This is a genomic window from Streptomyces malaysiense (assembly GCF_000980885.2).
GTDB lineage: Bacteria > Actinomycetota > Actinomycetes > Streptomycetales > Streptomycetaceae > Streptomyces > Streptomyces malaysiense.
On sequence record NZ_LBDA02000033.1, the window covers coordinates 17,402 to 43,208 of the forward strand.

At 73.7% G+C, this 25,807-nt stretch carries 24 protein-coding genes and 1 pseudogene; 12 read left to right on the forward strand and 13 right to left on the reverse strand.

The window, feature by feature from the left end; translation table 11 throughout:
- Positions 1-199 precede the first annotated feature (199 nt).
- Positions 200-766 (forward strand): hypothetical protein, encoded by a 567-nt coding sequence (locus VT52_RS14655; protein WP_046422731.1) that lies wholly within the window; start codon positions 200-202, stop codon positions 764-766.
- Here VT52_RS14655 and VT52_RS35650 read toward each other — a convergent pair.
- Positions 753-1,687 (reverse strand): annotated as a pseudogene (locus VT52_RS35650) (RNB domain-containing ribonuclease); the annotation flags it as partial. The gene VT52_RS14655 and the pseudogene VT52_RS35650 sit on opposite strands and share 14 nt — an antisense overlap.
- Before the next feature lie 186 nt (positions 1,688-1,873).
- Between VT52_RS35650 and yaaA the strand changes: the two are divergent.
- Complete coding sequence (gene yaaA, locus VT52_RS14670) at positions 1,874-2,656, forward strand: peroxide stress protein YaaA (protein WP_046422730.1); 783 nt, start codon at positions 1,874-1,876, stop codon at positions 2,654-2,656.
- Positions 2,657-2,730: 74 nt separating this feature from the next.
- Positions 2,731-3,396, forward strand: a complete 666-nt coding sequence (gene eda / locus VT52_RS14675; protein WP_046422726.1) for a bifunctional 4-hydroxy-2-oxoglutarate aldolase/2-dehydro-3-deoxy-phosphogluconate aldolase — start codon at positions 2,731-2,733, stop codon at positions 3,394-3,396.
- Here eda and VT52_RS14680 read toward each other — a convergent pair.
- Genes VT52_RS14680 through VT52_RS14690 form a run of 3 tightly spaced genes read right to left on the reverse strand, consistent with a single transcriptional unit; the run spans position 3,382 to position 6,214 of the window.
- Positions 3,382-4,605 (reverse strand): bifunctional RNase H/acid phosphatase, encoded by a 1,224-nt coding sequence (locus VT52_RS14680; protein ID WP_046422725.1) that lies wholly within the window; start codon positions 4,603-4,605, stop codon positions 3,382-3,384. The genes eda and VT52_RS14680 overlap by 15 nt on opposite strands.
- A 12-nt stretch (positions 4,606-4,617) precedes the next feature.
- The gene (locus tag VT52_RS14685; RefSeq protein WP_079175061.1) at positions 4,618-5,361 is read right to left on the reverse strand and encodes a CT398-like coiled coil hairpin domain-containing protein; all 744 of its coding nucleotides are present in this window, start codon (positions 5,359-5,361) and stop codon (positions 4,618-4,620) included.
- A gap of 13 nt (positions 5,362-5,374) precedes the next feature.
- Positions 5,375-6,214, reverse strand: coding sequence for a Nif3-like dinuclear metal center hexameric protein (locus VT52_RS14690; protein WP_046422720.1), 840 nt, complete (start codon positions 6,212-6,214; stop codon positions 5,375-5,377).
- Positions 6,215-6,400: 186 nt separating this feature from the next.
- On the opposite strand from VT52_RS14690, the gene VT52_RS14695 reads away from it, so the two are divergent.
- Positions 6,401-7,588: a hypothetical protein gene (locus VT52_RS14695; protein ID WP_046422718.1), complete on the forward strand. Its 1,188-nt coding sequence runs from the start codon at positions 6,401-6,403 to the stop codon at positions 7,586-7,588.
- A 96-nt stretch (positions 7,589-7,684) separates the two neighbouring features.
- Positions 7,685-7,843 carry a hypothetical protein gene (locus VT52_RS37970; RefSeq protein WP_167377703.1) on the forward strand — a complete coding sequence of 53 codons (159 nt, stop codon included), beginning with the start codon at positions 7,685-7,687 and terminating at the stop codon, positions 7,841-7,843.
- 85 nt (positions 7,844-7,928) lie between these two features.
- Here the strand turns inward: VT52_RS37970 and VT52_RS14700 are convergent, their stop codons facing one another.
- Genes VT52_RS14700 through VT52_RS14710 form a run of 3 tightly spaced genes read right to left on the reverse strand, consistent with a single transcriptional unit; the run spans position 7,929 to position 10,874 of the window.
- A complete protein-coding gene (locus VT52_RS14700; protein ID WP_046422717.1) occupies positions 7,929-8,888 on the reverse strand; it encodes a 3-oxoacyl-ACP reductase in 960 nt (319 codons plus the stop codon).
- 12 nt (positions 8,889-8,900) lie between these two features.
- Positions 8,901-9,977 carry a Zn-dependent alcohol dehydrogenase gene (locus VT52_RS14705; RefSeq protein ID WP_046422716.1) on the reverse strand — a complete coding sequence of 359 codons (1,077 nt, stop codon included), beginning with the start codon at positions 9,975-9,977 and terminating at the stop codon, positions 8,901-8,903.
- Positions 9,978-10,013: 36 nt separating this feature from the next.
- Entirely contained in the window at positions 10,014-10,874 is an 861-nt protein-coding gene (locus VT52_RS14710; protein ID WP_046422715.1) for a MaoC/PaaZ C-terminal domain-containing protein, read from the reverse strand.
- A 431-nt stretch (positions 10,875-11,305) separates the two neighbouring features.
- Here VT52_RS14710 and VT52_RS14715 point away from each other — a divergent pair, with 431 nt between their 5' ends.
- On the forward strand, positions 11,306-12,589 hold the full coding sequence (locus tag VT52_RS14715) for a sensor histidine kinase (RefSeq protein ID WP_053055551.1): 1,284 nt from the start codon (positions 11,306-11,308) through the stop codon (positions 12,587-12,589).
- Positions 12,590-12,688: 99 nt separating this feature from the next.
- On the forward strand, positions 12,689-13,321 hold the full coding sequence (locus VT52_RS14720) for a response regulator transcription factor (RefSeq protein ID WP_046422714.1): 633 nt from the start codon (positions 12,689-12,691) through the stop codon (positions 13,319-13,321).
- Between the two features lie 70 nt (positions 13,322-13,391).
- Here VT52_RS14720 and VT52_RS14725 read toward each other — a convergent pair whose 3' ends face one another.
- Both VT52_RS14725 and VT52_RS14730 read right to left on the reverse strand, forming a co-directional pair.
- Positions 13,392-14,822: an MFS transporter gene (locus VT52_RS14725; protein WP_107481336.1), complete on the reverse strand. Its 1,431-nt coding sequence runs from the start codon at positions 14,820-14,822 to the stop codon at positions 13,392-13,394.
- Between the two features lie 86 nt (positions 14,823-14,908).
- Positions 14,909-16,096, reverse strand: coding sequence for a thiolase C-terminal domain-containing protein (locus VT52_RS14730; protein ID WP_046422712.1), 1,188 nt, complete (start codon positions 16,094-16,096; stop codon positions 14,909-14,911).
- A 160-nt stretch (positions 16,097-16,256) separates the two neighbouring features.
- Here VT52_RS14730 and VT52_RS14735 point away from each other — a divergent pair, with 160 nt between their 5' ends.
- From VT52_RS14735 to VT52_RS14755, 5 genes are all read left to right on the forward strand, one after another.
- The gene (locus VT52_RS14735; protein ID WP_046422710.1) at positions 16,257-18,002 is read left to right on the forward strand and encodes an MFS transporter; all 1,746 of its coding nucleotides are present in this window, start codon (positions 16,257-16,259) and stop codon (positions 18,000-18,002) included.
- A gap of 250 nt (positions 18,003-18,252) precedes the next feature.
- Entirely contained in the window at positions 18,253-18,903 is a 651-nt protein-coding gene (locus VT52_RS14740) for a class I SAM-dependent methyltransferase (protein WP_046422708.1), read from the forward strand.
- Positions 18,904-18,924: 21 nt separating this feature from the next.
- The gene (locus VT52_RS14745; RefSeq protein ID WP_079175056.1) at positions 18,925-19,827 is read left to right on the forward strand and encodes an N-acetylmuramoyl-L-alanine amidase; all 903 of its coding nucleotides are present in this window, start codon (positions 18,925-18,927) and stop codon (positions 19,825-19,827) included.
- Positions 19,828-19,909: 82 nt separating this feature from the next.
- Entirely contained in the window at positions 19,910-20,710 is an 801-nt protein-coding gene (locus VT52_RS14750; RefSeq protein WP_206306514.1) for a DUF5336 domain-containing protein, read from the forward strand.
- 101 nt (positions 20,711-20,811) lie between these two features.
- Complete coding sequence (locus VT52_RS14755) at positions 20,812-21,822, forward strand: LLM class F420-dependent oxidoreductase (RefSeq protein WP_046422702.1); 1,011 nt, start codon at positions 20,812-20,814, stop codon at positions 21,820-21,822.
- A 25-nt stretch (positions 21,823-21,847) separates the two neighbouring features.
- On the opposite strand, the gene VT52_RS14760 is transcribed toward VT52_RS14755, so the two are convergent.
- From VT52_RS14760 to VT52_RS14775, 4 genes are all read right to left on the reverse strand, one after another.
- Positions 21,848-22,435: a hypothetical protein gene (locus tag VT52_RS14760; protein ID WP_046422700.1), complete on the reverse strand. Its 588-nt coding sequence runs from the start codon at positions 22,433-22,435 to the stop codon at positions 21,848-21,850.
- Between the two features lie 115 nt (positions 22,436-22,550).
- Complete coding sequence (locus VT52_RS14765) at positions 22,551-23,621, reverse strand: prenyltransferase/squalene oxidase repeat-containing protein (protein WP_046422699.1); 1,071 nt, start codon at positions 23,619-23,621, stop codon at positions 22,551-22,553.
- Positions 23,618-24,364, reverse strand: a complete 747-nt coding sequence (locus tag VT52_RS14770) for a class I SAM-dependent methyltransferase (protein ID WP_046422698.1) — start codon at positions 24,362-24,364, stop codon at positions 23,618-23,620. The genes VT52_RS14765 and VT52_RS14770 overlap by 4 nt, the downstream gene beginning before the upstream one ends.
- A complete protein-coding gene (locus VT52_RS14775; RefSeq protein WP_046422697.1) occupies positions 24,358-25,788 on the reverse strand; it encodes a glycosyltransferase family 4 protein in 1,431 nt (476 codons plus the stop codon). Before VT52_RS14775 ends, VT52_RS14770 begins: the two co-directional genes overlap by 7 nt.
- Positions 25,789-25,807: the final 19 nt, after the last annotated feature.

Consider the following 25,807-nt stretch of genomic DNA (forward strand, 5'->3'; position numbering starts at 1 on the left):
CCGCGTCGGCGCCCGTACCGGTCCCCTGCGGATCGGAGGACGGGCCGCCGCCACCGGCGTCTCCACACGCACCACGGGATCCGGCGCCGGCGGTCATCGGTGATCGAGCCGTTCTCCGTTCCCTCCGCGCCGAGTCGGCCCCGGCCCCGGCGGAGGCCGGCCGGCATGCGGTAGACATGGCGGGAGGAGGGGAGGACGCATGAGAGGTGCGCAACGGCTGGTGCTGCACGAGGCCCGGGTCTTCGGGAGCCTCGCGCTGTGGGTGGGGCGGCGCCGTCAAGGAGTCGGTGACGGGCGGGAGTTCGGGTACGCGCGGGGGCAGGGGGCGACGCTGCTGGGGCTCGCGTTCGTGTGCGTGGTCGAGACGGTCGGGGTGTCCGCGATGCTGCGCGACTGGCCCGCCGCGCACGACGCCATGCTGGTGCTGGACATCTACACCGTGCTGCTCGTGCTCGGCCTGCACGCGGCCGGTGTGGTGCGGCCGCACGTGCTGACCGGGGACAGCCTGCGAGTGCGGTACGGGGTGCGCGTGGATGTGCGGATACCGCTGGACGCGGTCGGGGCCGTACGGCGGGAGACCCGGATGACGCACGAGCGGGCGGAAGGGGAACTCGACCTCCCCGTCGGGTCGCAGACGACCGTCACGGTCGAACTCGACCGCCCGGTGCACTACTTCACGCCGCTCGGGCGGCGGAAGGACGTACGGGTGGTGCGGTTGTACGCCGACGAACCCGCGGCGCTCGTGGGGGCGCTCAAGCGGGGATGAACAGGGGCCCGGCCGTGCCGGGTGACGCCTTGACGGGACGGACCCCGCAGGGGGTCGCCCAGGGTGAGGCCGGGGCCCTCGGCGCGGCCGAGGACGGCCGGGGAGGCCAGCTGCACGGTGCCGGCGCCCGCGTGGCGGTCGTCCAGGTCGACCACGCAGGCGTCGAAGGTCTCGCCGGCCCGGTCTTCGAGGAGGGCCACGGCGACGATCTCGACGGACTCGTGCTGCACCGTGCTCGCGAGCCGCGCGCCGTGGGCCGTGGGCCGTCCGATGCGGCAGGCCGTCGAGGGCGGCTAGGACCCGGTCGGGCGGGGGTTCGCCGGCGGCGGCGGACAGGGAGAGTTCCAGGGCATAGCGGTCGGCGAGGCGCCGCAGGGGCGCGGTGCAGTGGGTGTAGGGGGCGGCCACGGCGGCATGGGTGGTGATCGCCGGCGGGCGCCGTCCCGGAAGACCGCGCAGCCCGCGCCGCGCAGCAGCGTGATGCACTCCTGGAGGAACGCCGCGTGGTGCGGCACCCGCGGGTCGAGCGCGCCGATCACCGCCGAGGCCCTCCAGGTGCGGCCAGTCGATGCCGTGGGCCCGCGCGGTTCGGCACAACCGGGCCACCGCGCCGTCCGGGGCGGGCGGCAGCGTGCGCAGGATGCCGGTGCCCCGCGCGAGCATCGGATCCGCGGCGGCCATGCCGGTGAGCAGGGAGAGCCGGGCGTTCCACGTCTCGACGGGCAGCGGAGCGCGGTACGACAGCGCGTAGGCGCGGTCCCGTTCGGTGATCTCCTGCTCGGGCACCGTCAGCGAGATGCCCCCGCGCGCGGCCTCCTGCCGCTCCCGCGCCCGGCCGGCGTCCCTGAGCAGCGCGACCGGTTCCTCCGCCGCCCCCGCGTCGATGGCCCGCTGGGCGCCCGCGCGCTCGGCCTCCGCCCGCACCTCCGGCGGGAACCCCTCGGGGACGTCCGGGCGGGCGCGCAGGGCGGTGAGCGCGGCCCTCAGGGGTGCCCCGGGGGCGCCGGTCACGCGGATCCTGCGGCTGGGCATGAGCCGAGCGCAGGGCGCGGGGTCTTGGGCGGCACCCCGTACGCTGGCGCCTGAGCGCAAGAGAAGGAGTACGTGTTGCTGGTCCTGCTGCCGCCCTCGGAAGGTAAGGCCGACTCGGGCAGGGGTGCCCCGCTGCGGCTGGAGTCGCTGTCCCTGCCGGGGCTGACCCGCGCGCGCGAGGCCGTGCTCGGGGAACTGGTCGAACTGTGCGCGGGTGACGAGGAGAAGGCGCGCGAGGTGCTGGGGCTCAGCGAGGGGCTGCGCGGCGAGGTCGCCAAGAACGCGGCCCTGCGCACGGCCGGCGCACGCCCCGCCGGGGAGATCTACACCGGTGTCCTGTACGACGCCCTCGGCCTGGCCTCCCTGGACGCGGCGGCGAAGCGACGGGCGGCGCGCTCGCTGCTGGTCTTCTCCGGGTTGTGGGGCGCGGTGCGGGTGACCGACCGCATCCCCTCCTACCGCTGCTCGATGGGGATCAGGCTGCCGGGGCTCGGTGCGCCGGCCCGGCACTGGCGGGCGCCGCTGGCCGAGGTGCTGCCGGAGGCGGCCGGGGACGGGCTGGTGCTGGACCTGCGCTCGGCCGCGTACGCGGCGGCGTGGAAGCCGAAGGGCGAGCTGGCGGGGCGGACGGCGACGGTACGGGTGCTGCACGCGCCGACCCGCAAGGTCGTCAGCCACTTCAACAAGGCGACGAAGGGGCGGATCGTGCGGTCCCTGCTGTCGGACGGCGTCACACCGCGGGACCCCGCCGAGCTGGTGGAGGCACTGCGGGAGCTGGGGTACGAGGTGGAGGCGCAGGCCCCGGACAGGGCGGGGAAGGCGTGGGGGCTGGATGTGCTGGTGGAGGAGATCCACTAGGGGCCCATCAGGGAAGTGTTGCACTGTGTGCAACGGTGATTGCGGGGAGTGCGGCAGGTCGACACGATGAGGGCATGGTCCCGCCCGAGCCCCCGCCCTCGCCGGTCGACTCCGTGCTCGATCTCGCGCCCGTCGTACCCGTGCTCGTGGTCCCGGACGCTTCCGCCGCCGTACCGCTCGCGCGGGCGCTGGCGGGCGCGGGGTTGCGGGCGGTCGAGGTGACCCTGCGTACGCCGGCCGCGCTGGAGGCGATCCGGGCGATCGCCGATCAGGTGCCCGAGGCCGTGGTCGGGGCTGGGACGGTGATCGCGCCGGAACAGGTGGCGGCGGCCGTCGCGGCCGGGGCGCGGTTCCTCGTCGGTCCCGGGTGGACGCAGGGGCTGCTGGCGGCGACGCGGGGGTGCCCGGTGCCGTTCCTGCCCGGGGTGTCGACCGCCTCGGAGGTCGTGGCACTGCTGGAGCGCGGGGTGCGGGAGATGAAGTTCTTCCCGGCGCAGGCGGCGGGGGGCACGGCGTATCTGCGGTCGCTGGCCGGGCCGTTGCCGCAGGCGCGGTTCTTGCCGACCGGCGGGATCGGGCCCGCGAACGCGGCGGAGTATCTGTCCCTGCCCAACGTGGCTTGTGTGGGCGGGAGTTGGATGGCACCGGCGGACGCGGTGGCGGCCGGGGACTGGGCACGGATCGAGGCGCTCGCGCGGGCGGCGGCCGGGATCCGCGGGCCGGCGTCAGCGCAGGTGTGAGGTGTCGTTGAACAGGCGGACGCTCGCGTTGCCGTCGGCGTAGTACGCCACCGCGGAGAGGGAGGCGGCCGAGAGCTCCATGCGGAACAGGGACTCGGGCGGGGCGCCGAGGGCGAGGCGGACGAGGGTCTTGATCGGGGTCACATGGGTCACGAGCAGGACGGTGCGGCCCGCGTGCGCGGTGAGCAGCTCGTCCCTCGTGACGGCGATGCGGGCGGCGACCTCGGCGAAGCTCTCGCCGCCGCCGGTGGGGCGGGCCGCGGGGTCGGCGAGCCAGGCGTTCAGGTCGTCCGGGTAGCGGTCGCGGACCTCGCCGAAGGTCAGGCCCTCCCAGGCACCGAAGTCCGTTTCGCGCAGGCCGTCTTCGACGACGACGTCCAGGTTCAGGCGGGCGGCGACGATCTCGGCGGTCTCGCGGGTGCGGGTGAGGGGGGAGGCGAGGACGGTCTGGACGGTGCCGCGCTTCGCCAGGGCGTCGGCGACGCGGTGGGCCTGTGCGCGGCCGGCGTCGGAGAGCGGCGGGTTGGTGCCGCCGCTGCCCGAGAAGCGCTTCTGGGGGGTCAGGGGGGTTTCGCCGTGGCGGAGGAGGACGAGGGTGGCGGGGGCGCCCAGGTCGGGGGCCGAGGTCCAGCCCCGCGTGGTGGTGCCGGGTGCGTCCTGCTGCCGGTCCGAGCCGCGGGGGTGCTGCCGGCCCGGGGCCTGGGGGCACTGCTCGCCAGGAGGTGCCGCCGCGCCCGCAGCCGCGGCGGCCGTGCCCGACTCCAGCTCCGCCAGTGACTCCTCCGGGCTCCACCGCTCCCCCCGCGCCCCGGCGTCCATCGCCTCGTTCGCCAGGCGGTCGGCATGCTTGTTCTCGGCGCGCGGGATCCACTCGTACGTCACCCGGTCCGCCGGGAACACCCCCCGGGCCTCCGTCGCCAGGGGCTTCATCGAGGGGTGCTTGATCTTCCAGCGGCCGGACATCTGCTCGATGACCAGCTTGGAGTCCATGCGGACGTGGACGGTGGCGGCGGGGTCCAGGGTGTGGGCGGCGCGCAGGCCGGCCAGCAGGCCCCGGTACTCGGCGACGTTGTTCGTGGCGACCCCGATGTACTCGGCCGCCTCCAGCAGCGTCTGGCCCGTCGCCGCGTCGCAGACCACCGCGCCGTAGCCCGCGGGACCCGGGTTGCCCCGGGAACCGCCGTCCGCCTCGACGATGAACTCCCGCACGCCGTAAGCCCCCTACAGCCCGGACTCGGCCGTGCGCACCAGGATCCGGCGGCAGTTCTCGCAGCGCACCACGGTGTCGGGGGCGGCCGAGCGGACCTCGTTCAGCTCGGTGATGGCCAGCTCCTGGCGGCAGCCCTGGCAGGTGCGGGCGTACAGCTTGGCCGCGCCGATGCCGCCCTGCTGCTCGCGCAGCTTGTCGTAGAGCTTGAGCAGGTCCGCCGGCACGGCGCCCGCGACCACCTCGCGCTCCTTGGTGACGGACGCGGCCTCGCGGTCGATCTCCTCGAACGCGGCGTCCCGGCGGCCGGTCGCGTCGTCGATCTTCGACTGGACGGAGGCGACCCGCTCGGTCAGCTCGTTCACCCGCTCCTGCGCGGACTCACGGCGCTCCATGACCTCCAGGACGACGTCCTCCAGGTCGCCCTGCCGCTTGGCGAGCGAGGCGATCTCGTGCTGGAGGTTGGCCAGGTCCTTCGGCGAGGAGACCGCGCCGGAGTCCAGACGCTGCTGGTCGCGGGTGGCGCGCTGGCGCACCTGGTCGACGTCCTGCTCGGCCTTGGTCTGCTCGCGGGCGGTGTCGCTCTCCTCGGTCTGCGCGGCCACGAGCAGGTCGCGCAGCTGGGTGAGGTCCTTGTTCAGCGTCTCGATCTCGGCGTGCTCGGGCAGGGACCTCCGCTTGTGCGCGAGCTGCTGGAGGCGGACGTCGAGTGCCTGGACGTCGAGGAGTCGGATCTGGTCGGCGGGCGCGGCGTTCAGTTGGGGGCTCCCATTAACTAGTGGTGACGGAGGACGCCGCGTGGGCGGTCCAGGGGTCGGTGACCGTCTTGGAGACGTGGACCCGCAGGTCCCAGCCGTGGCGGTCGGAGATCTCGTCGAGCTGGCCGGCGGCCTGCTCGCACCAGGGCCACTCGGTGGCCCAGTGCGCCGCGTCGAGCAGCGCGAGCGGGGACCGCGCGACGGCCTCGGAGGCCGGGTGGTGGCGCAGGTCGGCGGTGAGGAAGGCGTCCACGCCGGCGGCGCGCACCTGGTCGAAGAGGCTGTCGCCGGAGCCGCCGCTGACCGCGAGGGTGCGGACGACGGTACCGGGGTCGCCGGCCACCCGGATGCCCTGCGCGGTGGCGGGCAGCCGCTCGGCGGCGCGCGCGGCCAGTTCCCGCAGGGTGAGCGGATGGTCGAGCGCGCACACCCGGCCGAGGCCCCGACGTCCGTTCGGGTCGGTGGGGTCCGGCACGAGGGGGCGTACGACACGGACGTCGAGCGCGCCCGCGAGGGCGTCGGAGACACCCGGGTCGGCGGTGTCGGCGTTGGTGTGGGCGACGTGCAGCGCGATGTCGTTCTTGATCAGCGTGTGCACGACCCGGCCCTTGAAGTGCGAGGCCGCGACCGTGGTCGTGCCGCGCAGATAGAGCGGGTGGTGGGTGACCAGCAGGTCGGCGCCGAGCCGCACGGCCTCGTCGACGATCTCCTGGACGGGGTCGACGGCGAACAGGACCCGGGTGACCTCCTGGTCGGGGTCGCCCACCACCGTGCCGACCGCGTCCCAGGACTCGGCCCGCTCGGCGGGCCACAGGTTCTCCAGCGCGGCGATGACTTCAGACAGACGGGGCACGGGAAAAGGCTACCTGGCCGTTCGGCGCAGCCGTACCGCGTCCGCCCCTCCCGGCCACGCGCAGCACAGTCGTGTCCGCCCTCTCGGAGGAATCGCTTCTGCGCCACCCGTATGTGTGAAGCGGCGGCCGGCCCCCCGCACGGCCGTGCGTTCAAAACTAGCTTCGTCGCCGGAGGTGACCGAACGATGACGGCCTGTGCTATCGAATCCCCGTCCGTCGGCGCGGACGAACGCTCGCCGGAACGCGGTTGCGTGCTCACGGCGGACGGCGCGTACGCCGCGCGGCTCACGCGGGACGGTGACTCGTGGTTCCCGGAGCGCTGGACGCTGGACGGCCCGGAGCCGTACGCGGTGCCGCTGCCCGGGGCCCAGCCGGAGGAGCCCGGCACCGGGCTCCAGCCGCTGGGCGACGGGCGGGTCCTGATCCACCGGCGGGCGGGGGTACGGCACCTCTTCGCGCTGCTGTATCCGACCGGGCCCGGCACCGGTGAGCTGCCGCTGGGCGCCATGGAGTGCGCCGGGCCCGGGATCCGGCTCGGCCTGCTGCCCCCGGCGCCGGGGGGCGCGCGGGCCTACGCCCTGACGGTCGGCCCCCGCAGCAGCGCGGTGTGGCAGGTGGCGGGCGGGACGGCGGGGCCCGAGCGGCTGGTGGAGGTGCCGGGGCGCTGTTCGGGCGGGGTCTGGCTGGACCGCGCCGGGCGACTGCTGGCACTGGACCGGGAGCTGGAGGGGTGCGTCAAGACGGTCGTGGTGGACCTGGAGCTGGGCGAGGTGACGCCGCTGCTCCAGATCACTCCGGCGAGCGACGACCGGCTGCTCATGGCCGACCCGGACAGCGGGCTGCTGCTGATCTCCTCCGACGCGCCCTCGCCGGGGCGGGAACGACTGGGCTGGGGCGTCCTCGGTTCCACCCTGCCGGTGCGCTTCCCCACCTCGCTGCGGCTGCCGGAGTGCGCGGCGGTGCCGTTCGCGATCCAGCCGGGGCAGGTGCTCGAGCCGGAGAACTGCGCGGTGGCGCTGCGCATCGACGGGCCGGTGGGCACCTGGGTGGGCATCTGGCGGCCGGCCGAGCGGCGGGTGCGGCATCTCGCCGCGCCCAAGGGCTGGTTGACCGGGTCGGGGCTGTGGACCCCGGAGGGGGTGCTGCGGCTGCCGTACGCCACCCGGGAGACGCCGTGCGGGGTGGCCGAGCTGCGGGCGCCCGCGGGCGAGCCGCGCGCCCGGGTGGAGGGTGCCGTCCCGGCCGCCGCCCCGGCCGCGGGCACGGCGGCCGAGGAGGTCGCCGAGGCGGCGGACCCGGGCCCCGCGAAACCGCCGGCGCCGCGTCCGGTGCCCTTGGCGCAGGCGCCTCTGGGACGTCTTGTAACGAACTAGTGCCGGTTGGCGTGTGCGCCTGGATTAGGGCCGTGGTGTGCCGGTTAGACTCCTCCGGCTGTACGAAAGATGATGTTGACGGGGTGAATACGTCCAATGAGCGACACCAGCACGACGGAGCAGCTGTCTGCCGACTCTCTGGAGGACGCCGGCCACGGCCGGCACCGCGGCCCGGTCTCGGCCACGGAGACCGACCAGTCTCCGCACGGCCGGCACCGCAAGCCCGCCGGGGAGACCGGCGAGGCGGCGGCCTGAAGGCAGTGAGGACAGCAGGGGGCATCCGGAATCCGGATGCCCCCTCCTCATGCGCCGTCCCCCTGTTCACGCACCGCCCCTCTTCTCATGCGCCGCCTCGTTCCCCGCCTCGCCTCAGGGCGAGTACCTCCGCCGCCGCGAAGGTCTCCCCCGGCGGCCGCTCCGCGTAGTGCGGGGTGAGCAGCGCGTCGAGTTCGTCGTAGGTGAACGTCTCCTGCTCGCTGTCGAACCGCGCCCGGACCCGGGGCCGTTCGACGATCGCCACCATGCCGCCGTGCGCCACGAGCAGCTGCCCGTTGACGCGGGCGGCGGCCGGTGCGGCCAGGTAGCCGACGAGCGGGGCGACATGCTCGGGGGCGAGCGGGTCGAGGCCCTCGTCCGGGGCCTCCAGACCCGCGAAGACGTCCTCGGTCATCCGGGTGCGGGCGCGCGGGCAGATGGCGTTGGCGGTGACGCCGTACTTGGCGAGGGCGAGGGCCGTGGAGGTGGTGAGGCCGACGATCCCGCCCTTGGCGGCCGCGTAGTTGGGCTGTCCGGCGGAGCCGGCGAGGAATGCCTCCGACGAGGTGTTGATGATCCGCCCGTGGACCGGTCGCCCGGCGGCCTTGGAGCGCTCCCGCCAGTGCGCGGCGGCGAAGCGGGTGGTGTTGAAGTGGCCCTTGAGATGGACGCGCAGCACCGAGTCCCACTCGTCCTCGGTCATGGAGAAGATCATGCGGTCGCGCAGGATGCCCGCGTTGTTGACGAGGATGTCCAGCTTGCCGAACTCGCCGATCGCCAACTCGACCAGTTCCCGGGCCTGCCGTGAGTCGGCGACGTCTCCGGCGTGGGCGAGGGCGGTGCCGCCGAGGGTCTCGCGGATCTCCGCGACGACCTGTTCGGCGGGTCCGGCGGAGGCGTCCCCCGTGCCGTCCCGGCCCGGTCGTCCGTGGTCGTTCACGACGACGGACGCGCCGAGGCGGGCGAGTTCGAGCGCCTCGGCCCGGCCGAGGCCGCGCCCGGCACCGGTGACGACGGCGGACAGCCCCTGAAGTGGCAGTGTCATGGGCGGTGCCCCTCAGATCTCGACACACGTACGCAGGGCGGTCCCGGTACGCATCTGGTCCAGTGCCTCGTTGACCGCGGCGAGCGGCACCCGGTGGGTGATCAGCCCGGCCAGGTCGATCCGGCCGGCCCGCCACAGGGCGACGGCGCGCTCGTAGGACCGGACCACGTCCCCGCCTCCGTACAGGGACGGCAGGATGCGCTTCTCGTCGAAGAACAGCTCGAACATGTTGAGCTGGAGGAAGTCGTCCATGGCGCCCGCGCCGACCACGACGAGGGTGCCGCCGCGCCGGGTGTTCTCGTAGGCGGTGCGGGCGGTGGCGGACCTGCCGACGACCTCGAAGACGTAGTCGAAGCCCTCGCCGCCGGTGACCTGCTGCCTGGCCTCGGCCAGCCCGTCGGGCGAGACCGCCCTGGTGGCACCGAACCCGAGGGCCGCCGCACGGCGGGCCGGGACCGGGTCCACGGCGACGATCTCGGCGGCGCCCTTCAGCCTCGCCCCCTGGATCGCGGACATGCCGACCCCTCCGCAGCCGATGACGGCGACCGACGAACCGGCGGCCAGGTCAGCGGTGTTGAGGGCGGCTCCGAGTCCGGTGGTGACACCGCAGCCGATCAGGGCGGCGATGTCGTAGGGCACGTCGTCGGGCAGCGGGACGGCGCACCGGGCGTCCAGTACGACCTCCTCGGCGAAGGTGCCGGTGCCCGCGAAGCCGAAGACATCGCCGCCGGGGCGGCGGAAGTTGGGGGTGCCCGCGTTCATGAACCCGGCCAGGCACAGCTCCGTCTGCCCGCGCCGGCACGCCGGGCAGCCACCGCAGGCGGGCAGCCAGCAGACGACCACCCGGTCGCCCGGCTTCACGTTCCCGACGCCTTCGCCCACTTCGAGCACCTCGCCCGCGCCCTCGTGGCCCGGTACGAACGGTGCGGGCTGGGGCAGTACGCCGCTCATCGCGGACAGGTCCGAGTGGCACAGCCCGGTGGCCCGCACCCTGATACGGACCTTGCCCGGACCGAACCCGGCCGCCTCGACGTCGCCGAGCACGTCGAGCTTGTCCTGGCCGATCTCGTGCAGTACGGCTGCGCGCATGCCGTGACTCCCCTCGCGATACTCGCAGTACTGGATTCAGGAGTGCTCCACGACGGTGTCCGCGAGCACCGGCGCGTCGTCCCGCTCGGCGGCGGCGACGGCGACCCGCACCCGGCCCGCCTCCTCGCGCCACATGCGGATGCGCAGGGTCTCGCCCGGGAAGACGACACCCGCGAACCGGGTGGTGTAGGACCGCACCCGGCCCACGTCGCCGTCGAGGAGGGTGTCGGCCACGGCCTTGAGGGTCATGCCGTAGGTGCACAGCCCGTGCAGGATGGGCCGCTCGAAGCCGGCGAGCTTGGCGAACTCGGGGTCGGCGTGCAGGGGGTTGAGGTCGCCGGAGAGCCGGTAGAGCAGGGCCTGGTCGGGGCGGACCGGGCACTCGACGGTCCGGTCCGGCTCGCCGCCCGGTTCCGGCAGGCGGGCCGAGGGGCCCCGGTCGCCGCCCCAGCCGCCCTCGCCGCGGACGAAGATCTGCGCGTCGTTGGTCCACAACGGGCCCTCGGTGTCGCCCACCTCGGTGCGCATCACCAGGACCGCCGCATTGCCCTTGTCGTACACGGCCGCGACGCGGGACGTGGCCGTGGCGCTGCCCTCGACCGGGATGGGCCGGTGCACGCGCAGGGTCTGTCCGCCGTGCAGCACGCTGGCCAGATCGACGTCGACGCCCGGCATGGACAGCCCGCCGGTCACCCCGGGCTTGCCGGCGCCCGCGACGGTGGCGAAGCTCGGCAGCACGTGCAGCCGGGACTCCAGCGTGTAGCGCAGCTCGTCCGGGTCGGTGGCGGGGCGGCCCGCGCCGATGCCCAGGTGGTAGAGCTGGACGTCCTTCGCGGTCCAGGTGATCCCACCCGAGCGGGGTTCGGCGGCGAGGGCCCTGGCTGCGTCGATGGGCATGGGGCTCCAAAGAGGTATCGAGACCTCGGCGCGGTCGTCCGCACCGTCGGCCGCGCCGAGGTCGTCCACGGAGCGGGCCCGGAACGCCCTACGGTCAACAAGTCTAGAACGCGTTCCAGTCCGGCGCCCCTTGTATAGCCGAGCCCTCCGCACTTGTGAAGGCATCTGACGATACGTCAGTTCGCATGGGAGGGGTGACATTCGTACTGCCCGAGTCCGTACATGCGCATCTGCCGGTGCGCCGGGTCCGGCTTCTACCGTCGTGGGCATGACGCAGAGGGACGAGGACACGCGCCGTGTCCTTCACGGGGGCGGTCCGGACGTTCGGGGCCGTGCGTGCCGTGGACGGGGTGGCTCCTGGCGTTCGGATCGTACGCTGTGCTGTCGTACCGCCGTGCGACGGGGACCGTCTGACCTGGGGGAACGCGAATATGTCGGGATGGCGGAGGGTGCGGTGCCAGGCGCGGGCCTGGCAGGCCGCACGGCTGGAGTGGAAGGCGGATCTGGAGCGCCGGAAGGCGGAGGGCGAGCGGTTCAAGGCCGGGGCGCGCGCCGCCCGGAAGCGGGGCGAGGCGCCGGCCGCCGGCGATCCCGGGCCGCCGCCCACCGGTTTCGCGCTGCTGCCCTGGCTGCTGATGGGGATGGGGGCCTTCGCCAACCTGCTCCAGGGGCGGACCTCGAACCCGCTGATCGGCGGGCTGGGTCTGTTCGCCTTCAACTCCCTGTACATCTACGTCACTTTCCGCTCCTTCGACCGGGCCAGGCGCGAGGAGCCGCGCACGCGGGTGGCGCTGCTGCTGATGGCCCTGCTGACCACGGGCCTGGCGCTCGGCTACGGCGGCGACTGGCTGATGTTCTTCCCGCTGCTGGGCCTGGCCGCGGGCGCCGCCCTGCGCGGGCCGTGGCTGGGCCGCTCGGGGGTCCTGCTGGCGTTCTACGCGGCCGCGCTCTGCGGGGTGCGCGGGGACTGGTCGGACGCGGCGAACATCGGGTACGCCACGTTCCTGTCCACCATGGTGACCGCCGCGATCCTCGGGCTGTCGGAGGCGGTACGGGAGTTGCGTGCCGCCCGGGAGGAACTGGCCCGGCGCGCGGTGGAGAAGGAGCGGCTGCGGTTCTCCCGCGATCTGCACGATCTGCTGGGCCACACCCTGTCGGTGATCGTGGTGAAGTCGGAGGCGGCCCGCCGGCTGGCCCCGCGCGACATGGCCGCGGCGCTGGGCCAGATCACGGACATCGAGTCGGTGGGCCGGCAGGCGCTGACCGAGATCCGCGAGGCGGTCACCGGCTGTCGCGAGGGCAGCCTGGCGACCGAACTGGACCGTGCCCGCTCGGCGTTGACGGCGGCGGGCGTCGAGCCCGTCTTCCGCCGCTCCGGCACCCTCCTCGCACCCCAGACGGAGGCCCTGCTGGGCTGGGTGGTGCGCGAGGCGGTCACCAATGTGATCCGGCACAGCGACGCGACTCGCTGCGAGATCGCCGTGACCGGCACCGAGGAGCGCGTCCGTCTGACGGTCGGCGACGACGGCTCCGGCACCCCGGTCAGCCGCCCCTCCCCGGGCATCGGCGGCACCGGTCTCACCGGCCTCACCGAACGCCTGGCCGCCGCGGGCGGTTCCCTCACGGCCGGCCCCGCACCGCGCGGCGGCTTCACGGTGACGGCGGAACTCCCGCTGGTGACCGAGGAGTTGCAGTCGGCGGGTGCCACGGGCTGACACGCGTCGCCGCCCGGCGCCGGGCGGGGCGTGCCGCGGGCCGGGGCCTCGCGGGTGGGCCCGGCGCCCGCGCCGTTCTAGCCTGTCCGTGTGGATGAGATGTCGGGGGGTCCCGGAGCCGCGAAGACCATCAGAGTGCTGCTCGCCGAGGACCAGGGCATGATGCGCGGCGCGCTCGCCCTCCTGCTCGGTATGGAGGAGGACATCGAGGTCGTGGCGCAGGTGGCCGCGGGGGACGCCATCGTGGCGGCCGTACTGCGGCACGAGCCGGATGTGGCGCTGCTGGACATCGAGCTGCCCGGGGCGAGCGGGCTGGACGCGGCGGAGGAGCTGCGGACCCGGGCACCGGACTGCCGGGTACTGATCCTGACGACCTTCGGGCGGCCCGGGTACCTGCGGCGGGCCCTGGAGGCCGGGGCGTCCGGGTTCCTGGTCAAGGACGGGCCGGTGGAGGAACTGGCGGCGGCGGTCCGGCGGGTGCTGGCCGGGGAGACCGTGGTCGATCCGGCGCTGGCGACGGCCGCGCTCACCGCCGGGCCGAACCCGCTCACACCGCGCGAGCGCGAGGTGCTGACGGCGTCCGTGGACGGCGCGACCGTCGCCGACATCGCGGGCCGGCTGCGTCTGTCCGAGTCCACCGTGCGCAACTACCTGTCCTCGGCCATCGGCAAGACCGGCACCCGCAACCGCGCGGAGGCGGTGCGGGAGGCGCGTCAGCAGGGGTGGCTGTGAGACCGGGGCCCGGGGCGCCGGTGCGAGCGACGAACGGGGGACCCGCGGCGAGCGCCGCCCCGGCAGCCGCTCACCTGTGCGGCAGACGGCGCGGCAGCCACAGCACCATCAGCAGCGCCGCGCCCAGCAGCACCGCAGTGGAGGCGCGGAAGGCCAGCGCGTAGCCGTCGGTCAGGGCCTGCGGTCCGGTGCCGCTGCCCGTGCCGGTGGCGGCGATGGTCGACATCACGGCGAGACCGAGCGAACCGCCCATCGTGCGCGAGGTGTTGACCAGGCCGGAGACCACCCCGGCCTCATGGGCCGCCGCCCCCGAGGTCGCCAGCGCGGCCAGCGGGGTCATCGCCAGACCGCCGCCCAGCATCATCAGGATGCCCGGGAACATGATCGCGGTGACGTACGCCTCGTGCGCGCTCATCGTGGACTGCCAGGCGAACCCGCCCGCGCCGATCAGCGTGCCCAGCACCGCCACGGAGCGCGGCCCGGCCGTCCGCATCAGGCGCGGCGCCGTCTTGGAGCCGACGATCACGGCCAGCGAGCTGGGCACGAGCGCGGCGCCCGCCTCCAGCGGGGAGTAGCCCAGCACGTTCTGCGCGTACAGCGTCATGAAGTACCACATGCAGAACATCGCCGAGCCGGACACCAGCATCGCCGCGTTCGCCGATGCCACCGGGCGCCGCCGCAGCAGTCCGAGCGGCATCAGCGGGGCCGGCGTCCGCGCCTCGACCAGCAGGAACAGGGCGGTCAGCAGCGCCCCGGCGGCCAGCGGCAGCATGCTCGCCGGGGCGGTCCAGCCCTTCTCCTGGGTGCGCGAGATGCCGTACGCCAGCGTGCCCAGACCGGCCGTGACCAGCAGCGCGCCGGGCAGGTCGAGGCGGCGCCGGTCCCCGGCGCGGCTCTCCACCAGCCAGCGCAGCGAGCCGGCCAGCACCACCGCACCGACCGGCACGTTGATCAGCAGCACCCACCGCCAGGACAGCACGTCCACCAGGACGCCGCCCACGAGTCCGCCCGCCGCGCCGCCGCCCGCGCCGACCGCGGCCCAGGTGGCGATGGCCCGCGCGCGTGCGGCACCCTCCGGCACCGCGGCGGTCAGCAGGGTGAGCGTGGAGGGTGCGAGGACCGCCGCGCCGAGCCCCTGCGCCGCGCGGGCGAGCAGCAGTTGCCAGCCTTCCTGGGCGAGGCCGCCGCCCAGCGAGGCCAGGGTGAACAGGCCGAGACCGACGAGGAACATCCGCTTGCGGCCGTACAGGTCGCCGGCCCGGCCGCCGAGGAGCATGAACCCGGCGAAGGCGATCGCGTACGCGTTCACCACCCACTGCAGGCCGGACACGCCGAGACCGAGATCCGTGCGCATGGAGGGCAGCGCGACGTTCACCACGGAGACGTCCAGCACCACCAGGAACTGTCCGGCGCAGGCCAGGGCCACCACCAGCCAGGTCGGAGGTGTCGTACGTCGGGATATGAGGGGCGGGGTGTCGGCGGTCTCCAGCATGGGTGTCATGGTCTCAGCCCGGTTGCGGTCCTTGCATCGGCATTTCGGACCAGGGATCCTGCTCCCCGCGGACTACGTCGCCCCGCCCGCCCTGATCACAACGCCTTCAGCAAGGTCACCACCGCCGCCCCGCCCAGCCCGATGTTGTGCGCGAGCCCCACCCGCGCCCCCTCCACCTGCCGCCGGGCCGCCTCGCCCCGCAGCTGCCGGACCAGTTCGGCGGTCTGGGCGAGGCCCGTCGCGCCCAGCGGATGCCCCTTGGAGATCAGGCCCCCGGACGGGTTCACCACCCACCGGCCGCCGTACGTCGTCGCGCCCGACTCGGCCAGCCTCCCCGACTCCCCCGCCTCGCACATGCCCAACGCCTCGTAGGTGAGCAGCTCGTTGACCGAGAAGCAGTCGTGCAGCTCGATCACGTCGACGTCCTCGACGCCGAGCCCGGCGCGCTCGTACGCCTGCCGGGCGGCCGCGCGGGACAGGGGCTGTCCGACGACGTCGACGCAGGAACCGGACGCGAAGGACTCCTCGGTGTCGGTGGCCATCGCCTGCCCGGCGATCTCGACGAGGCGGGCCGGCGAGCGCCGCTCGGCGAACCGTTCGGACACGACCACGGCGGCCGCGGCGCCGTCGGAGGTGGGCGAGCACTGGAGCCGGGTCAGCGGAGAGTGCACCGTCGGCGCGGCGAGGACGCCGGCGATGTCGTACACGTCCCGGAACTGGGCGTCGGGGTTGTGCGCGGAGTGCCGGTGGTTCTTGGCGGCCACCGCCGCGAGCTGCTCCGGGGTGGTGCCGTACCGCTCCTGGTGCTCGCGGGCCGCGGCGGCGAATATCTGCGCGGTGGGCGGGGTGCTCGCGAAGCCGTGCCGGGCGGCCATGATGCCGTAGTGCCGGGCGACCGGGGACGCCGCGAAGCCGCCGGGGCCGGCCCCGCCGCCGAGCGGGCCCCTGCTCATCTTCTCGAAGCCCAGGGCGAGGACGCAGTCGGCCGCGCCGCCCTCGACCAGCTGACGGGCGAGCATCAGCGTGGTGGCGCCGGTGGCGCAGTTGTTGTTGACGTTGTAGACGGGGATGCCGGTGAGTCCCAGTTCGTAGACGGCGCGCTGACCCGCGGTCGAGGGCTGGAGGCAGTACCCGACAGAAACCTGTTCCACCTCGTCGTATCCGATCCGGGCGTCCGCGAGAGCGGCTCCACCAGCCTCCCGCACCATGTCCCAGTACTGCCAGTCACGGGTCTCGGGCTTCTCGAACCTGGTCGTCCCGACCCCGGCTACATAGGCCTTCATGGCGCGCAGACTAGAACGTGTTCCATAACATGACCACCCCTGACCTCGCGTCAGAAACCCATGGGATGGTCAAATAATCATTAGGGTCCTGAGGCAACGGAATAGTTGCTTGTGCATACGAGGTTTACCCCGCACTCATGTCTACGGGAGGCCGCACTCAATGACCCACACGACGACCGACGAACCGCGGCGCGAGGCGAGCGGGGCCGTCGTCCCGGTGCTCGCCTTCGCGGGCATCGTGGTCGCGGTGATGCAGACCCTGCTCGTGCCGGTCATCAAGGACCTGCCGCAACTGCTGCACACCGCGCCCAGCAACGCCACCTGGGTGCTCACCTCGACCCTGCTGTCCGGCGCCGTCGCCACCCCGATCATGGGCCGGCTCGGCGACCTGTACGGCAAGCGGCGCATGCTGATCGCCAGCCTCGCCGTGATGGTGATCGGCGCGATGGTCAGCGCGCTCACCAGCCAGCTGCTGGTCATGATCGCGGGCCGTACCCTCCAGGGCTTCGCCATGGGTGCGATCCCCCTCGGCATCGGCCTGATGCGGGACATGCTGCCGCGTGAACGGCTCGGCTCCGCCATGGCCCTGATGAGCTCCTCCATAGGCGTGGGCGGCGGCCTCGCCCTGCCCGCCGCCGCGCTGGTCGCCCAGCACACGAACTGGCACGCGCTGTTCTACGGCGCCGCCGGCCTCGGCGTGCTCGCCATCGCCCTCACCCTGCTCACCGTCCCCGAGTCCCCGATGCGCGCGGCGGGCTCCTTCGACCTGCCCGGCGCGCTCGGGCTGTCCGCCGGCCTGGTGCTGCTCCTGCTGCCCATCACCAAGGGCAGCGACTGGGGCTGGTCCTCGGCGACGACGCTCGGCCTGTTCGTCGCGTCCGTCGTCGTACTCCTCCTGTGGGGCCTGTACGAGCTGCGCGCGGAGGCGCCGCTGGTCGACCTGCGCACCACCGCGCGCCCCGCGGTGCTCTTCACCAACCTGGCGTCGATCATGGTCGGCGTCGCGTTCTACGTCGTCTCGCTGGTCCTGCCCCAGCTGCTCCAGCTGCCGAAGGCCACCGGGTACGGGCTCGGCCAGTCGATGGTCGTCGCCGGTCTGTGCGTGGCGCCGCTGGGCCTGACGATGATGTTCACCGCGCCGGTGTACGCCCGCCTCTCCGCGCGCTACGGACCCAAGACCACCCTGATCATCGGCCTCCTGATCATCGCGATCGGCTACGGCGGCGGGCTCGGCCTGATGCAGGCGGCCTGGCAGACGATCCTCACGTCCGTGATCCTCGGCGCGGGCATCGGGCTCGCGTACTCCTCGCTGCCCGCACTGATCGTCGGCGCGGTACCGGCGTCGGAGACGGGCGCGGCGAACGGGCTCAACACGCTGATGCGGTCGATCGGTACGTCGGTGTCGAGCGCCGTCATCGGCATGGTGCTCGCCAACACGGCGCACACCGTGGGGGGTATGGCGATCCCGACGATGCACGGGTTCCGGGTGTCCTTCCTCATCGCGACGGGCGCGGTGGCGGCGGGCCTGCTGCTGGCCCTCTTCCTGCCGAAGGCGGGGCGGCCGGCGCAGCACGTGCGGCTGCGGGCCGGCAGCGAGGAGGACGCCGCCGTACTGGAGGAGGCGGAGGAGGTGCTGCGGGGGTTCCGGGGGCGGGTGCTGGACGCCACCGGTGCCCCGGTCCCCCGGGCCAAGGTGACGCTGATCGACCACCGGGGGCAGCAGGCCGGATCGGCCGTCTCCGACGAGGCCGGCCACTACCGGCTCGCGGTGCCGGCGCAGGGGGCGTACGTCCTCGCCGCGCGGGCCCTCGGCCATGGGCCGCTCGCGTCCGCCGCCACCCACTCCGGTGAGGAGAGGGCGGTCGAGCTGGACCTCTCCCTGCCGGGTGAAGCGGTGAGCGTGTAGCGCCCGCGGAGGGCCGGGGCCGCCGGTTCGCGGCTCCCGGACCGCCGGTTCGCGGCTCCCGGACCGCCGGTTCGCGGCTCCCGGACCGCCGGTTCGCGGCTCCCGGGTGCGTCGTGGCCGTTCCCGCCCGCGCGGCGGGGCCGCGTTCGGGCACCGCCCCGCGCCCCTCGGGGACGCCCCCCGTACTCCGCGCCGGCAGGCGTGCGGGAGCATGGGGACCGAACAGTCGTGCCACCCCGAAAGGCGTCCTATGGCCACCGCCCCCAAGCCCGAGATTCTCGCCGCGTTCGAGGCGGCCAAGGGGTTCATGCCCGTGGACGAGGGGCTGGCCCTGTACGCGGCGGCGGTCGAGGCGGGCGGGCTGGGGCTGCCGCTGCTGGAGGTGGGGACGTACTGCGGGCGGTCGACCGTGCTGGTGGCCGACGCGGCGCGGACGACCGGGGTGACCGCGCTGACCGTGGACCACCACCGGGGCAGCGAGGAGCAGCAGCCGGGCTGGCAGTACCACGACCCGGAGACCGTGGACCCCGAGGTCGGGCTGATGGACACGCTGCCGGCCTTCCGGCGCACGCTGTTCGGGGCGGGTCTCGAAGAGCACGTGATCGCGCTGGTCGGACGGTCCCCGCAGGTCGCCGCGGTGTGGGGCGGCCCGCTCGGCTTCGTTTTCATCGACGGCGGCCACACCGACGAGCACGCGAACGCCGACTACGAGGGCTGGGCACCGCACATCGCCGACGGCGGACTGCTCGCCGTCCACGACGTGTTCCCCGAACCCGAGGACGAGTTCACCGGCCAGGCCCCCTACCGGGTGTACCTGCGCGCCCTCGCCTCCGGTGCCTTCACCGAGGTCTCGGCGACCGGGTCTCTGCGGGTGCTGCGGCGAACGGGGACGGGGATCTGAGCTCCGGTTAGAGTCGCTGACGTGTCATACACAGATCCGGAGTCCGGACCCCCGCGGCAACGGCGTCTCTCCCGTCGGAGGCCGTTCGTCGTCGCGGGCGGCGCCCTGGTGGCCGGGGGGCTGATCGGGTGGGGGGCGTACGCGGCGGTGGGAGGCGGGGCGACGGCGGAGGCCGGGGCCGCGTCGAAGCCGGTGGCGCGCAGCTCGCCGTCCGTCTCCCCGCACGCCGACGACAGGGCCGCCGCCCCGCTCAAGGGCAAGATCGTGGTCATCGATCCGGGACACAACGTCGGCAACTTCCGGCACACGGCCGAGATCAACCGCCAGGTGGACGTCGGGAACGGCCGCAAGGAGTGCGACACCACCGGTACGTCCACCGACGACGGGTACGCGGAGGCCCGGTTCACGCTCGATGTGGCGCACCGGCTGCGCGCGTTGCTGGAGCGGCAGGGTGCCACCGTCCGGCTGACCCATGACGAGAAGGGCCCGGACTGGGGGCCGTGCGTCGACGAGCGGGCGGAGATCGGCGACAAGGCGCACGCGGACGCGGCGATCTCGATCCACGCCGACGGGGCGCCGGCGGGCGACCGGGGGTTCCACGTGATCCTGCCGGGGGTCGTGCACGCGGGCGCCGCCGACACCCGGCCGATCGTCGGGCCCTCGCGCGACCTGGGCCGGCGCATCGCGGCGGACTTCCGGCGGGTGACCGGTGAGCCGCCGTCCAACTACATCGGCCACGGCACCGCGCTGGACACCCGCACGGACCTCGGCGGTCTCAATCTGTCAACGGTTCCCAAGGTGTTCATCGAGTGCGGCAACATGCGCGACGGCACGGACGCCGCACTGCTGACCAGCGGCTCCTGGCGGCAGAAGGCCGCGCAGGGGATGTCCGAGGGAATCGTGAGTTTCCTGCGCGAGTCCTGACCGGGGCCGCGACCGGCCGGACAGCCGGATCTTGCGGACGGTAGGGTCTAGCGACGACGAGACGACTCACGAAGGACCTGAAGTGAACATCCGCTCCCTCACTAGAGGCGACGGCGTGGTGATCGGAGCAGCGGTGTTGCTGTTCATCGCGTCGTTCCTCGACCTCTACTCCTACTCGGCCTCCGGCTTCTCGGACAGCCAGGGCGTATGGGACAACCTTGGGACGGGCCTCGGCACGTACATGGGGGCCGTCATCGGTGCCGCGCTGATCGTGCTCAACCGCTGCATGCCGCAGCAGCGCAAGGTGCTGGGCCTGGATCTGGGCATGGTGGGCACGGGCTTCACGATCCTTTCCGCGTGGACCCTGTTCTGGACGCTGGTGGACGTGCCGGACCACATCAGCGCGGGCGCCGGGCTCGTGCTCGGGTTCATCGCCGCGCTGGTCCTCGCCGGTGCCGCCGTCGCCACCCCGCTGGTTCCGGCGCTCCAGGGCGCGCTGATCCCGGCGCCCAAGCCGGTCGCCCCGGGGCCCTACGGTGCCCAGCCGCCCACCGGTTACGGCTACCCGGGCGCCCAGGGCGCCCCGCAGCAGCAGTACGGCGCCCAGCCGCAGCAGGGCCAGCCGTACGGCTCGCCGCAGCCGGCGCCCGCGCAGGGTGCCGCGCCGCAGCAGGCCGCGCCGGCGGACTTCTCGCCGTTCTGGTTCGCGGTGCCGGTGACCCGTCCGCTGTTCGCGGAGGACGGTTCGCCCACCCCGATCGCCGAACTGGCGCCGGGTACCTGGTACCTGGCGGTCGAGCAGCGCGGTGCCGCGCTGGTCGCCCAGACCCAGGACGGCCGTCGCGGTGTGCTCCAGGACACCTCGGGCATCCAGCGCGGCTGAGCCGGGCGCCACGGAACTCCGGCCCCTCACCCTTCCGGGTGGGGGGCCGTTGTCGTACAGTCACCTCCCGGCAGTGAACTGACGGTACGTCAGGAGGGGCCATGCGGCTCGGTCTCGCGCTCGGCTACTGGGGACGCGGCCCGGACGCCGCCCACCTGCCGCTCGCCCAGGAGGCGGAACGGCTCGGCTACGACTCCGTGTGGACGGCCGAGTCCTGGGGCTCGGACGCCTTCACCCCGCTCACCTGGATCGCCGCGCGGACATCGACCATCAAGCTGGGTACGGCGGTCGCCCAGATGGCGGCGCGCTCGCCGGTCACCACCGCGATGCACGCGCTCACCCTGGACCACCTCTGCGGAGGGCGGATGATGCTGGGGCTCGGGCTGTCCGGGCCGCAGGTGGTGGAGGGCTGGTACGGCCGCCCGTTCCCGGCGTCGCCGCTGACCGCGACTCGGGAGTACGTGGACGTCGTACGGCAGGTGCTGCGCCGCACCGCGCCGGTGTCGCTGGACGGGCGGTTCCATCCGCTGCCGTACCGGGGCCCGGACGGCACCGGACTCGGCAAGCCGCTCAAGCCGATCACGCATCCGCTGCGGCCCCGGCTCCCTGTGCTGCTCGGCGCGGAGGGACCCCGGAACGTGGCGCAGACGGCGCGGATCGCCGACGGCTGGCTGCCGCTGTACTGGGCGCCGGACCGGCCCGAGGTGTACGGCGACGCGGTGCGGGACCTGCCCGAGGGGTTCTTGGTGGCACCCATGGTCCGGGTGCGGGTGTGCGACGACGTGGCCGAGGGGCTGCTGCCGGTGAAGGCGATGCTCGGCTTCTACATCGGCGGCATGGGACACGCCTCCCGCAACTTCCACGCCGACCTCATGGCCCGCATGGGATATCCCGAAGAGGCCCGCCGCGTACAGGAGTTGTTCCTGGCGGGGCGGCGTGAGGAGGCGGTGCTCGCGGTACCGGACGCCTTCGCGGACGAGATCTCGCTGGTCGGCCCGCGCGAACGGATCGCGGAGCGGCTGGAGTCATGGCGAAGGGGCCCGGTGACCGACCTGCTGGCCCTGTCACCGGACCCCTTCACCCTCCGCGTGCTCGCGGAACTGAACTCCTAGGGTTTTCCCAGGCCCCCAGGGGGACTCACTGACCGCCGCCGCGGAGCTGGCCCGCCGACGGCACCTTGTTCTGGACCGTGGCGCCCGCGCTCTTCCCGGCGTCCTTCACGTTGTTGATGACGTCGGTGAAGTCGCTCGCCGCGCCGCTGTCACCGCGCCGCAGCTTGGCCGGCAGGTCCTTCAGGCTCTCGATGCTCTTGCTCAGCGGCGCGAGGGCCTTGGACAGCAGCGGGTCGCCCTTGGCGTTGCGCTCGGCGGCCTTCAGCCGGTTGTAGGTGAACAGCCCGGCGACACCGGCCTTGACCAGGGCCAGCCTGCGGCCCTTCGCGCCCTTCTTGAACTTGCCCGCCTTCCACGGCTTGTAGATCCACTGGTAGGTGGCACCGGCCGCGAGGCCCGCGTTCGCCACGAACCTGGTCTTGGCGAACCGCTGTTTCTCCGCGGAGGTGCTCGGGCTGGGCTCGGCGGCGGGCTGGTTCAGCGCCGCCGTGGTGACCGCCGTCCTGGTGCTGGTGCGGGCACCGGCGTCGTTGCCCGCGCAGGCGGTGCCGCCGGCCACCAGGGCGCAGCACACGGCCAGTGCCACGCACAGACGCCGTATCGGTACAGGCACGAGGTCCTCCCGACGTGTCTTTCCGAGTGGGGAGCTTCCTTCTCCACCGTCACTCCGCACACGCGGTTACGCCACTCGGGCGAAACGCCGGGCACCACACCGGGTACGGGCAGGGTCAGCGGCAGCAGTCCGGGTCCAGGCCGGCCGGGAGATACGTGCCGCCGAAGACCGCGCAGGTGGCCTCGTGCCCGCCGAGCGCGGCGACCGCGAGCAGCAGGGAACCCGCGGTCCAGGTGGTCAGTTCGCGCGGCCAGATCGCCTCGTCGTCGAAGACGTAACCCGTCCAGTACAGGCCGGACTCGGCGTCCCGCAGGTGCTGCACGGACTTCAGGATCTCCAGCGCCCGGTCCGACTCCCCCACCGCCCACAGGGCGAGCGCCAGTTCGCAGGACTCGCCGCCGGTCACCCACGGATTGGGTACGACGCAGCGCACCCCGAGGCCCGGGACGACGAACCGGTCCCAGGAACCGTCGATCCGTGCCTCGGCCTCCGCTCCGGTCAGGGCACCGCCGAGGACCGGGTAGTACCAGTCCATCGAGTAGCGGTCCTTGTCCAGGAACCGCTCCGGGTGCCTGCGGATCGCGTGCCGCAGCGCGCCGGCCGCCAACTCCCAGTCCGGCTGGGCCTCTTCACGCTGCTCGGCGATGGCGAGCGCACAGCGCAGCGCGTGGTGGATGGAGGAGCTGCCGGTGAGCAGGGCCTCCGCGGTGGGCGTGCCGTCCTCGTCGCGCCGCCAGCCGATCTGGCCGCCGGGCTGCTGGAGGCCGAGCACCCACTCCACGGCCGCGTAGACGCAGGGCCACATGCGGTCCAGGAACGTGTCGTCGCCCGTGGACAGGTAGTGGTGCCAGACGCCGACGGCTATGTACGCCACGAAGTTGGACTCGCGGGCGCGGTCGGTGACCTCGTCGTGGGCTCCGTCCGCATAGGCCGCGTACCAGGAGCCGTCCTCGTTCTGGTGCCGGGCGAGCCACAGGTAGGCCCGCTCGGCCGCCTCGTGCTCGCCGGCCGCGTCCAGGGCCATGGCGGCCTCGGTGTGGTCCCACGGGTCCAGGTGGTGACCCCGGAACCACGGGATCGCGCCGTCCTCCCGCTGGACCGCGAGGATGCCGCGTACGGTCGCGGCAGCCTGCTCGGCGGTGAGGACCCCGGGCAGGACGAGGTGTTCTGTCCGGGGGGTGGTCACTGGGCGGCCGCCTCCTCGGCGAGCCGCGGCAGGTGGGGCTTGGTCGCGTAGACCACGAAGCTCTTGCCCATCACCGGGTTGAGCGTGCGCTCGGCGAGCCGGGTGGCCAGCGGCTTCTTCATGATGTCCCAGACCAGGAGCTTGTGGTACGCGCGCACCGGCAGCGCCTTGTCGTTGTCGACGCCGAAGGCGCACTTCAGCCACCAGTAGGGGGCGTGCAGGGCGTGCGCGTGGTGGCTGCCGTACGGCTTCAGACCGGCCTCCCGGACCTTCGCCACCAGCTCGTCCGCCTTGTAGATGCGGATGTGGCCGCCCTCGACCTCGTGGTAGGCGTCGGACAGCGCCCAGCAGATCTTCTCCGGGCCGTAGCGGGGCACGGTGACCGCGATCCGGCCGCCGGGACGCAGCACGCGCACCATCTCGGCGAGCACGCCCTTGTCGTCGGGGATGTGCTCCATCACCTCGGAGATGATCACCACGTCGAACGAGTCGTCCGGGAACGGCAGCGCCAGCGCGTCGCCCTCCATCGCGGTCGCGGTGGCGCCCTCGGGGGCCTCGCCGGCCTCCTTCATCGCCGCGAACCACTTGGTGACCTCGCGGATCTCCTCGGCGTTCTGGTCGAGGGCCACGACCTGGGCGCCGCGCCGGTAGCACTCGAACGCGTGCCGGCCGGCTCCGCAGCCGAGGTCCAGGACGCGGTCTCCCGGGGCGATGGGGAACCGGGAGAAGTCGACGGTCAGCACGTGGCCCTGCTTTCGGGATAGACGCTGGTGTCACTCGGGGAAGCCGCGGGAGCGGCAGCGGTCGAAGAGGCCGCGGGGCGGCCGGGGGTCTCGGGCGCGGAGCGGCGGGCCTCCGCGGCGGAGCCGCGGGAGGCGATGGCCTCGCGGTACCTCGCCACCGTGCCCTGCGCCGCGCGGGCCCACGTGAAGTTGGCCAGGACCCGCTCGCGGCCCGCCCCGCCGAGCCGGGCGCGCAGCCCGGCGTCGTCCAGCAGCCGGCCGAGGCCCGCGGCCAGGGCGCCCGCGTCGCCGGGCGGCACCGCGAGGCACGTCTCGCCGTCGCGGCCCGCGACCTCGGGGATCGCGCCGCCGGTCGTGGCGAGCAGCGGTGTCCCGGTGGCCATGGCCTCCGCGGCGGGCAGCGAGAACCCCTCGTACAGCGAGGGCACGCAGGCGACCTCCGCGGAGCGGATCAGGTCGACCAGCTGGGCGTCCGAGATGCCCTTGACGAACTCGACGGCGCCGTCGAGGCCGTACCGTTCGATGGCCTGGGCGACCGGCCCCTCCGCCGGGCGCTTGCCGACGACGACGAGGTGCGCGGCCGGGTGCTCCGTGCGCACCTTGGCCAGCGCCTCCACGAGGAACACCAGCCCCTTGAGCGGCACATCGGCGCTGGAGGTGGTGACGATCCGCCCCGGCACCTCGGCCACCGCCGGATTCGGCGCGAACAGATCGGTGTCGGCGCCGATGTGCACCACGTGGACGCGGTCCTGCAGCACCCCGAGGTGGTCGACGATCTCCTGCCGGGAGCTGCCGGAGACGGTGAGCACCGAGGGCAGCCGGCGCGCGACCCGCTTCTGCATGCGGGTGAAGGCGTACCAGCGCCGCACCGAGTACCGCCGCTGCCAGCCCTCGGCCGCGTCCAGCTCCAGCTGCCGGTCCACGGTGATGGGGTGGTGGATGGTGGTGACCAGCGGCGCGCCGACGTCGCCGAGGAGGCCGTAGCCGAGGGTCTGGTTGTCGTGGACGACGTCGAAGTCGCCGCGCCGGGCCCGCAGCATCCGGCGGGCGCGCAGCGAGAAGGTGAGCGGCTCGGGGAAGCCGCCGGTCCACATCGTGCCCACTTCGAGGGCGTCGATCCAGTCCCGGTACTCGCCGCGGCCGGGGGTGCGGAAGGGGTCGGGCTGGCGGTAGAGGTCGAGGCTCGGCAGCTCGGTCAGCGTGAGCGAGGGGTATCCCTCGTCGAGCACGGGGTACGGCTGGGAGCCGATGACCTCGACGCGGTGTCCGAGGCGGGCCAGCTCGCGCGAGAGGTGCCGTACGTAGACGCCCTGCCCGCCGCAGAACGGGTTCCCCTTGTAGGTGAGGAGCGCGATGTCGAGCGGTCGCTCCCCGTCGGCGGCGAAGTCCTCACGGGCACCCGCTTCCCGGGCCTCGGCGGTCACTCTGTGCCCCCTTCTGCCT

Excerpts from the sequence above, each read along its gene's own strand:
- VT52_RS14655 (WP_046422731.1), top strand. The coding sequence starts at position 200 with ATGAGAGGTGCGCAACGGCTGGTGCTGCACGAGGCCCGGGTCTTCGGG.
- eda (WP_046422726.1), top strand. The coding sequence starts at position 2,731 with ATGGTCCCGCCCGAGCCCCCGCCCTCGCCGGTCGACTCCGTGCTCGAT.
- VT52_RS14695 (WP_046422718.1), top strand. The coding sequence starts at position 6,401 with ATGACGGCCTGTGCTATCGAATCCCCGTCCGTCGGCGCGGACGAACGC.
- VT52_RS37970 (WP_167377703.1), top strand. The coding sequence starts at position 7,685 with ATGAGCGACACCAGCACGACGGAGCAGCTGTCTGCCGACTCTCTGGAG.
- VT52_RS14700 (WP_046422717.1), bottom strand. The coding sequence starts at position 8,888 with ATGACACTGCCACTTCAGGGGCTGTCCGCCGTCGTCACCGGTGCCGGG.
- VT52_RS14705 (WP_046422716.1), bottom strand. The coding sequence starts at position 9,977 with ATGCGCGCAGCCGTACTGCACGAGATCGGCCAGGACAAGCTCGACGTG.
- VT52_RS14710 (WP_046422715.1), bottom strand. The coding sequence starts at position 10,874 with ATGCCCATCGACGCAGCCAGGGCCCTCGCCGCCGAACCCCGCTCGGGT.
- VT52_RS14715 (WP_053055551.1), top strand. The coding sequence starts at position 11,306 with ATGTCGGGATGGCGGAGGGTGCGGTGCCAGGCGCGGGCCTGGCAGGCC.
- VT52_RS14720 (WP_046422714.1), top strand. The coding sequence starts at position 12,689 with ATGTCGGGGGGTCCCGGAGCCGCGAAGACCATCAGAGTGCTGCTCGCC.
- VT52_RS14725 (WP_107481336.1), bottom strand. The coding sequence starts at position 14,822 with ATGACACCCATGCTGGAGACCGCCGACACCCCGCCCCTCATATCCCGA.
- VT52_RS14730 (WP_046422712.1), bottom strand. The coding sequence starts at position 16,096 with ATGAAGGCCTATGTAGCCGGGGTCGGGACGACCAGGTTCGAGAAGCCC.
- VT52_RS14735 (WP_046422710.1), top strand. The coding sequence starts at position 16,257 with ATGACCCACACGACGACCGACGAACCGCGGCGCGAGGCGAGCGGGGCC.
- VT52_RS14740 (WP_046422708.1), top strand. The coding sequence starts at position 18,253 with ATGGCCACCGCCCCCAAGCCCGAGATTCTCGCCGCGTTCGAGGCGGCC.
- VT52_RS14755 (WP_046422702.1), top strand. The coding sequence starts at position 20,812 with ATGCGGCTCGGTCTCGCGCTCGGCTACTGGGGACGCGGCCCGGACGCC.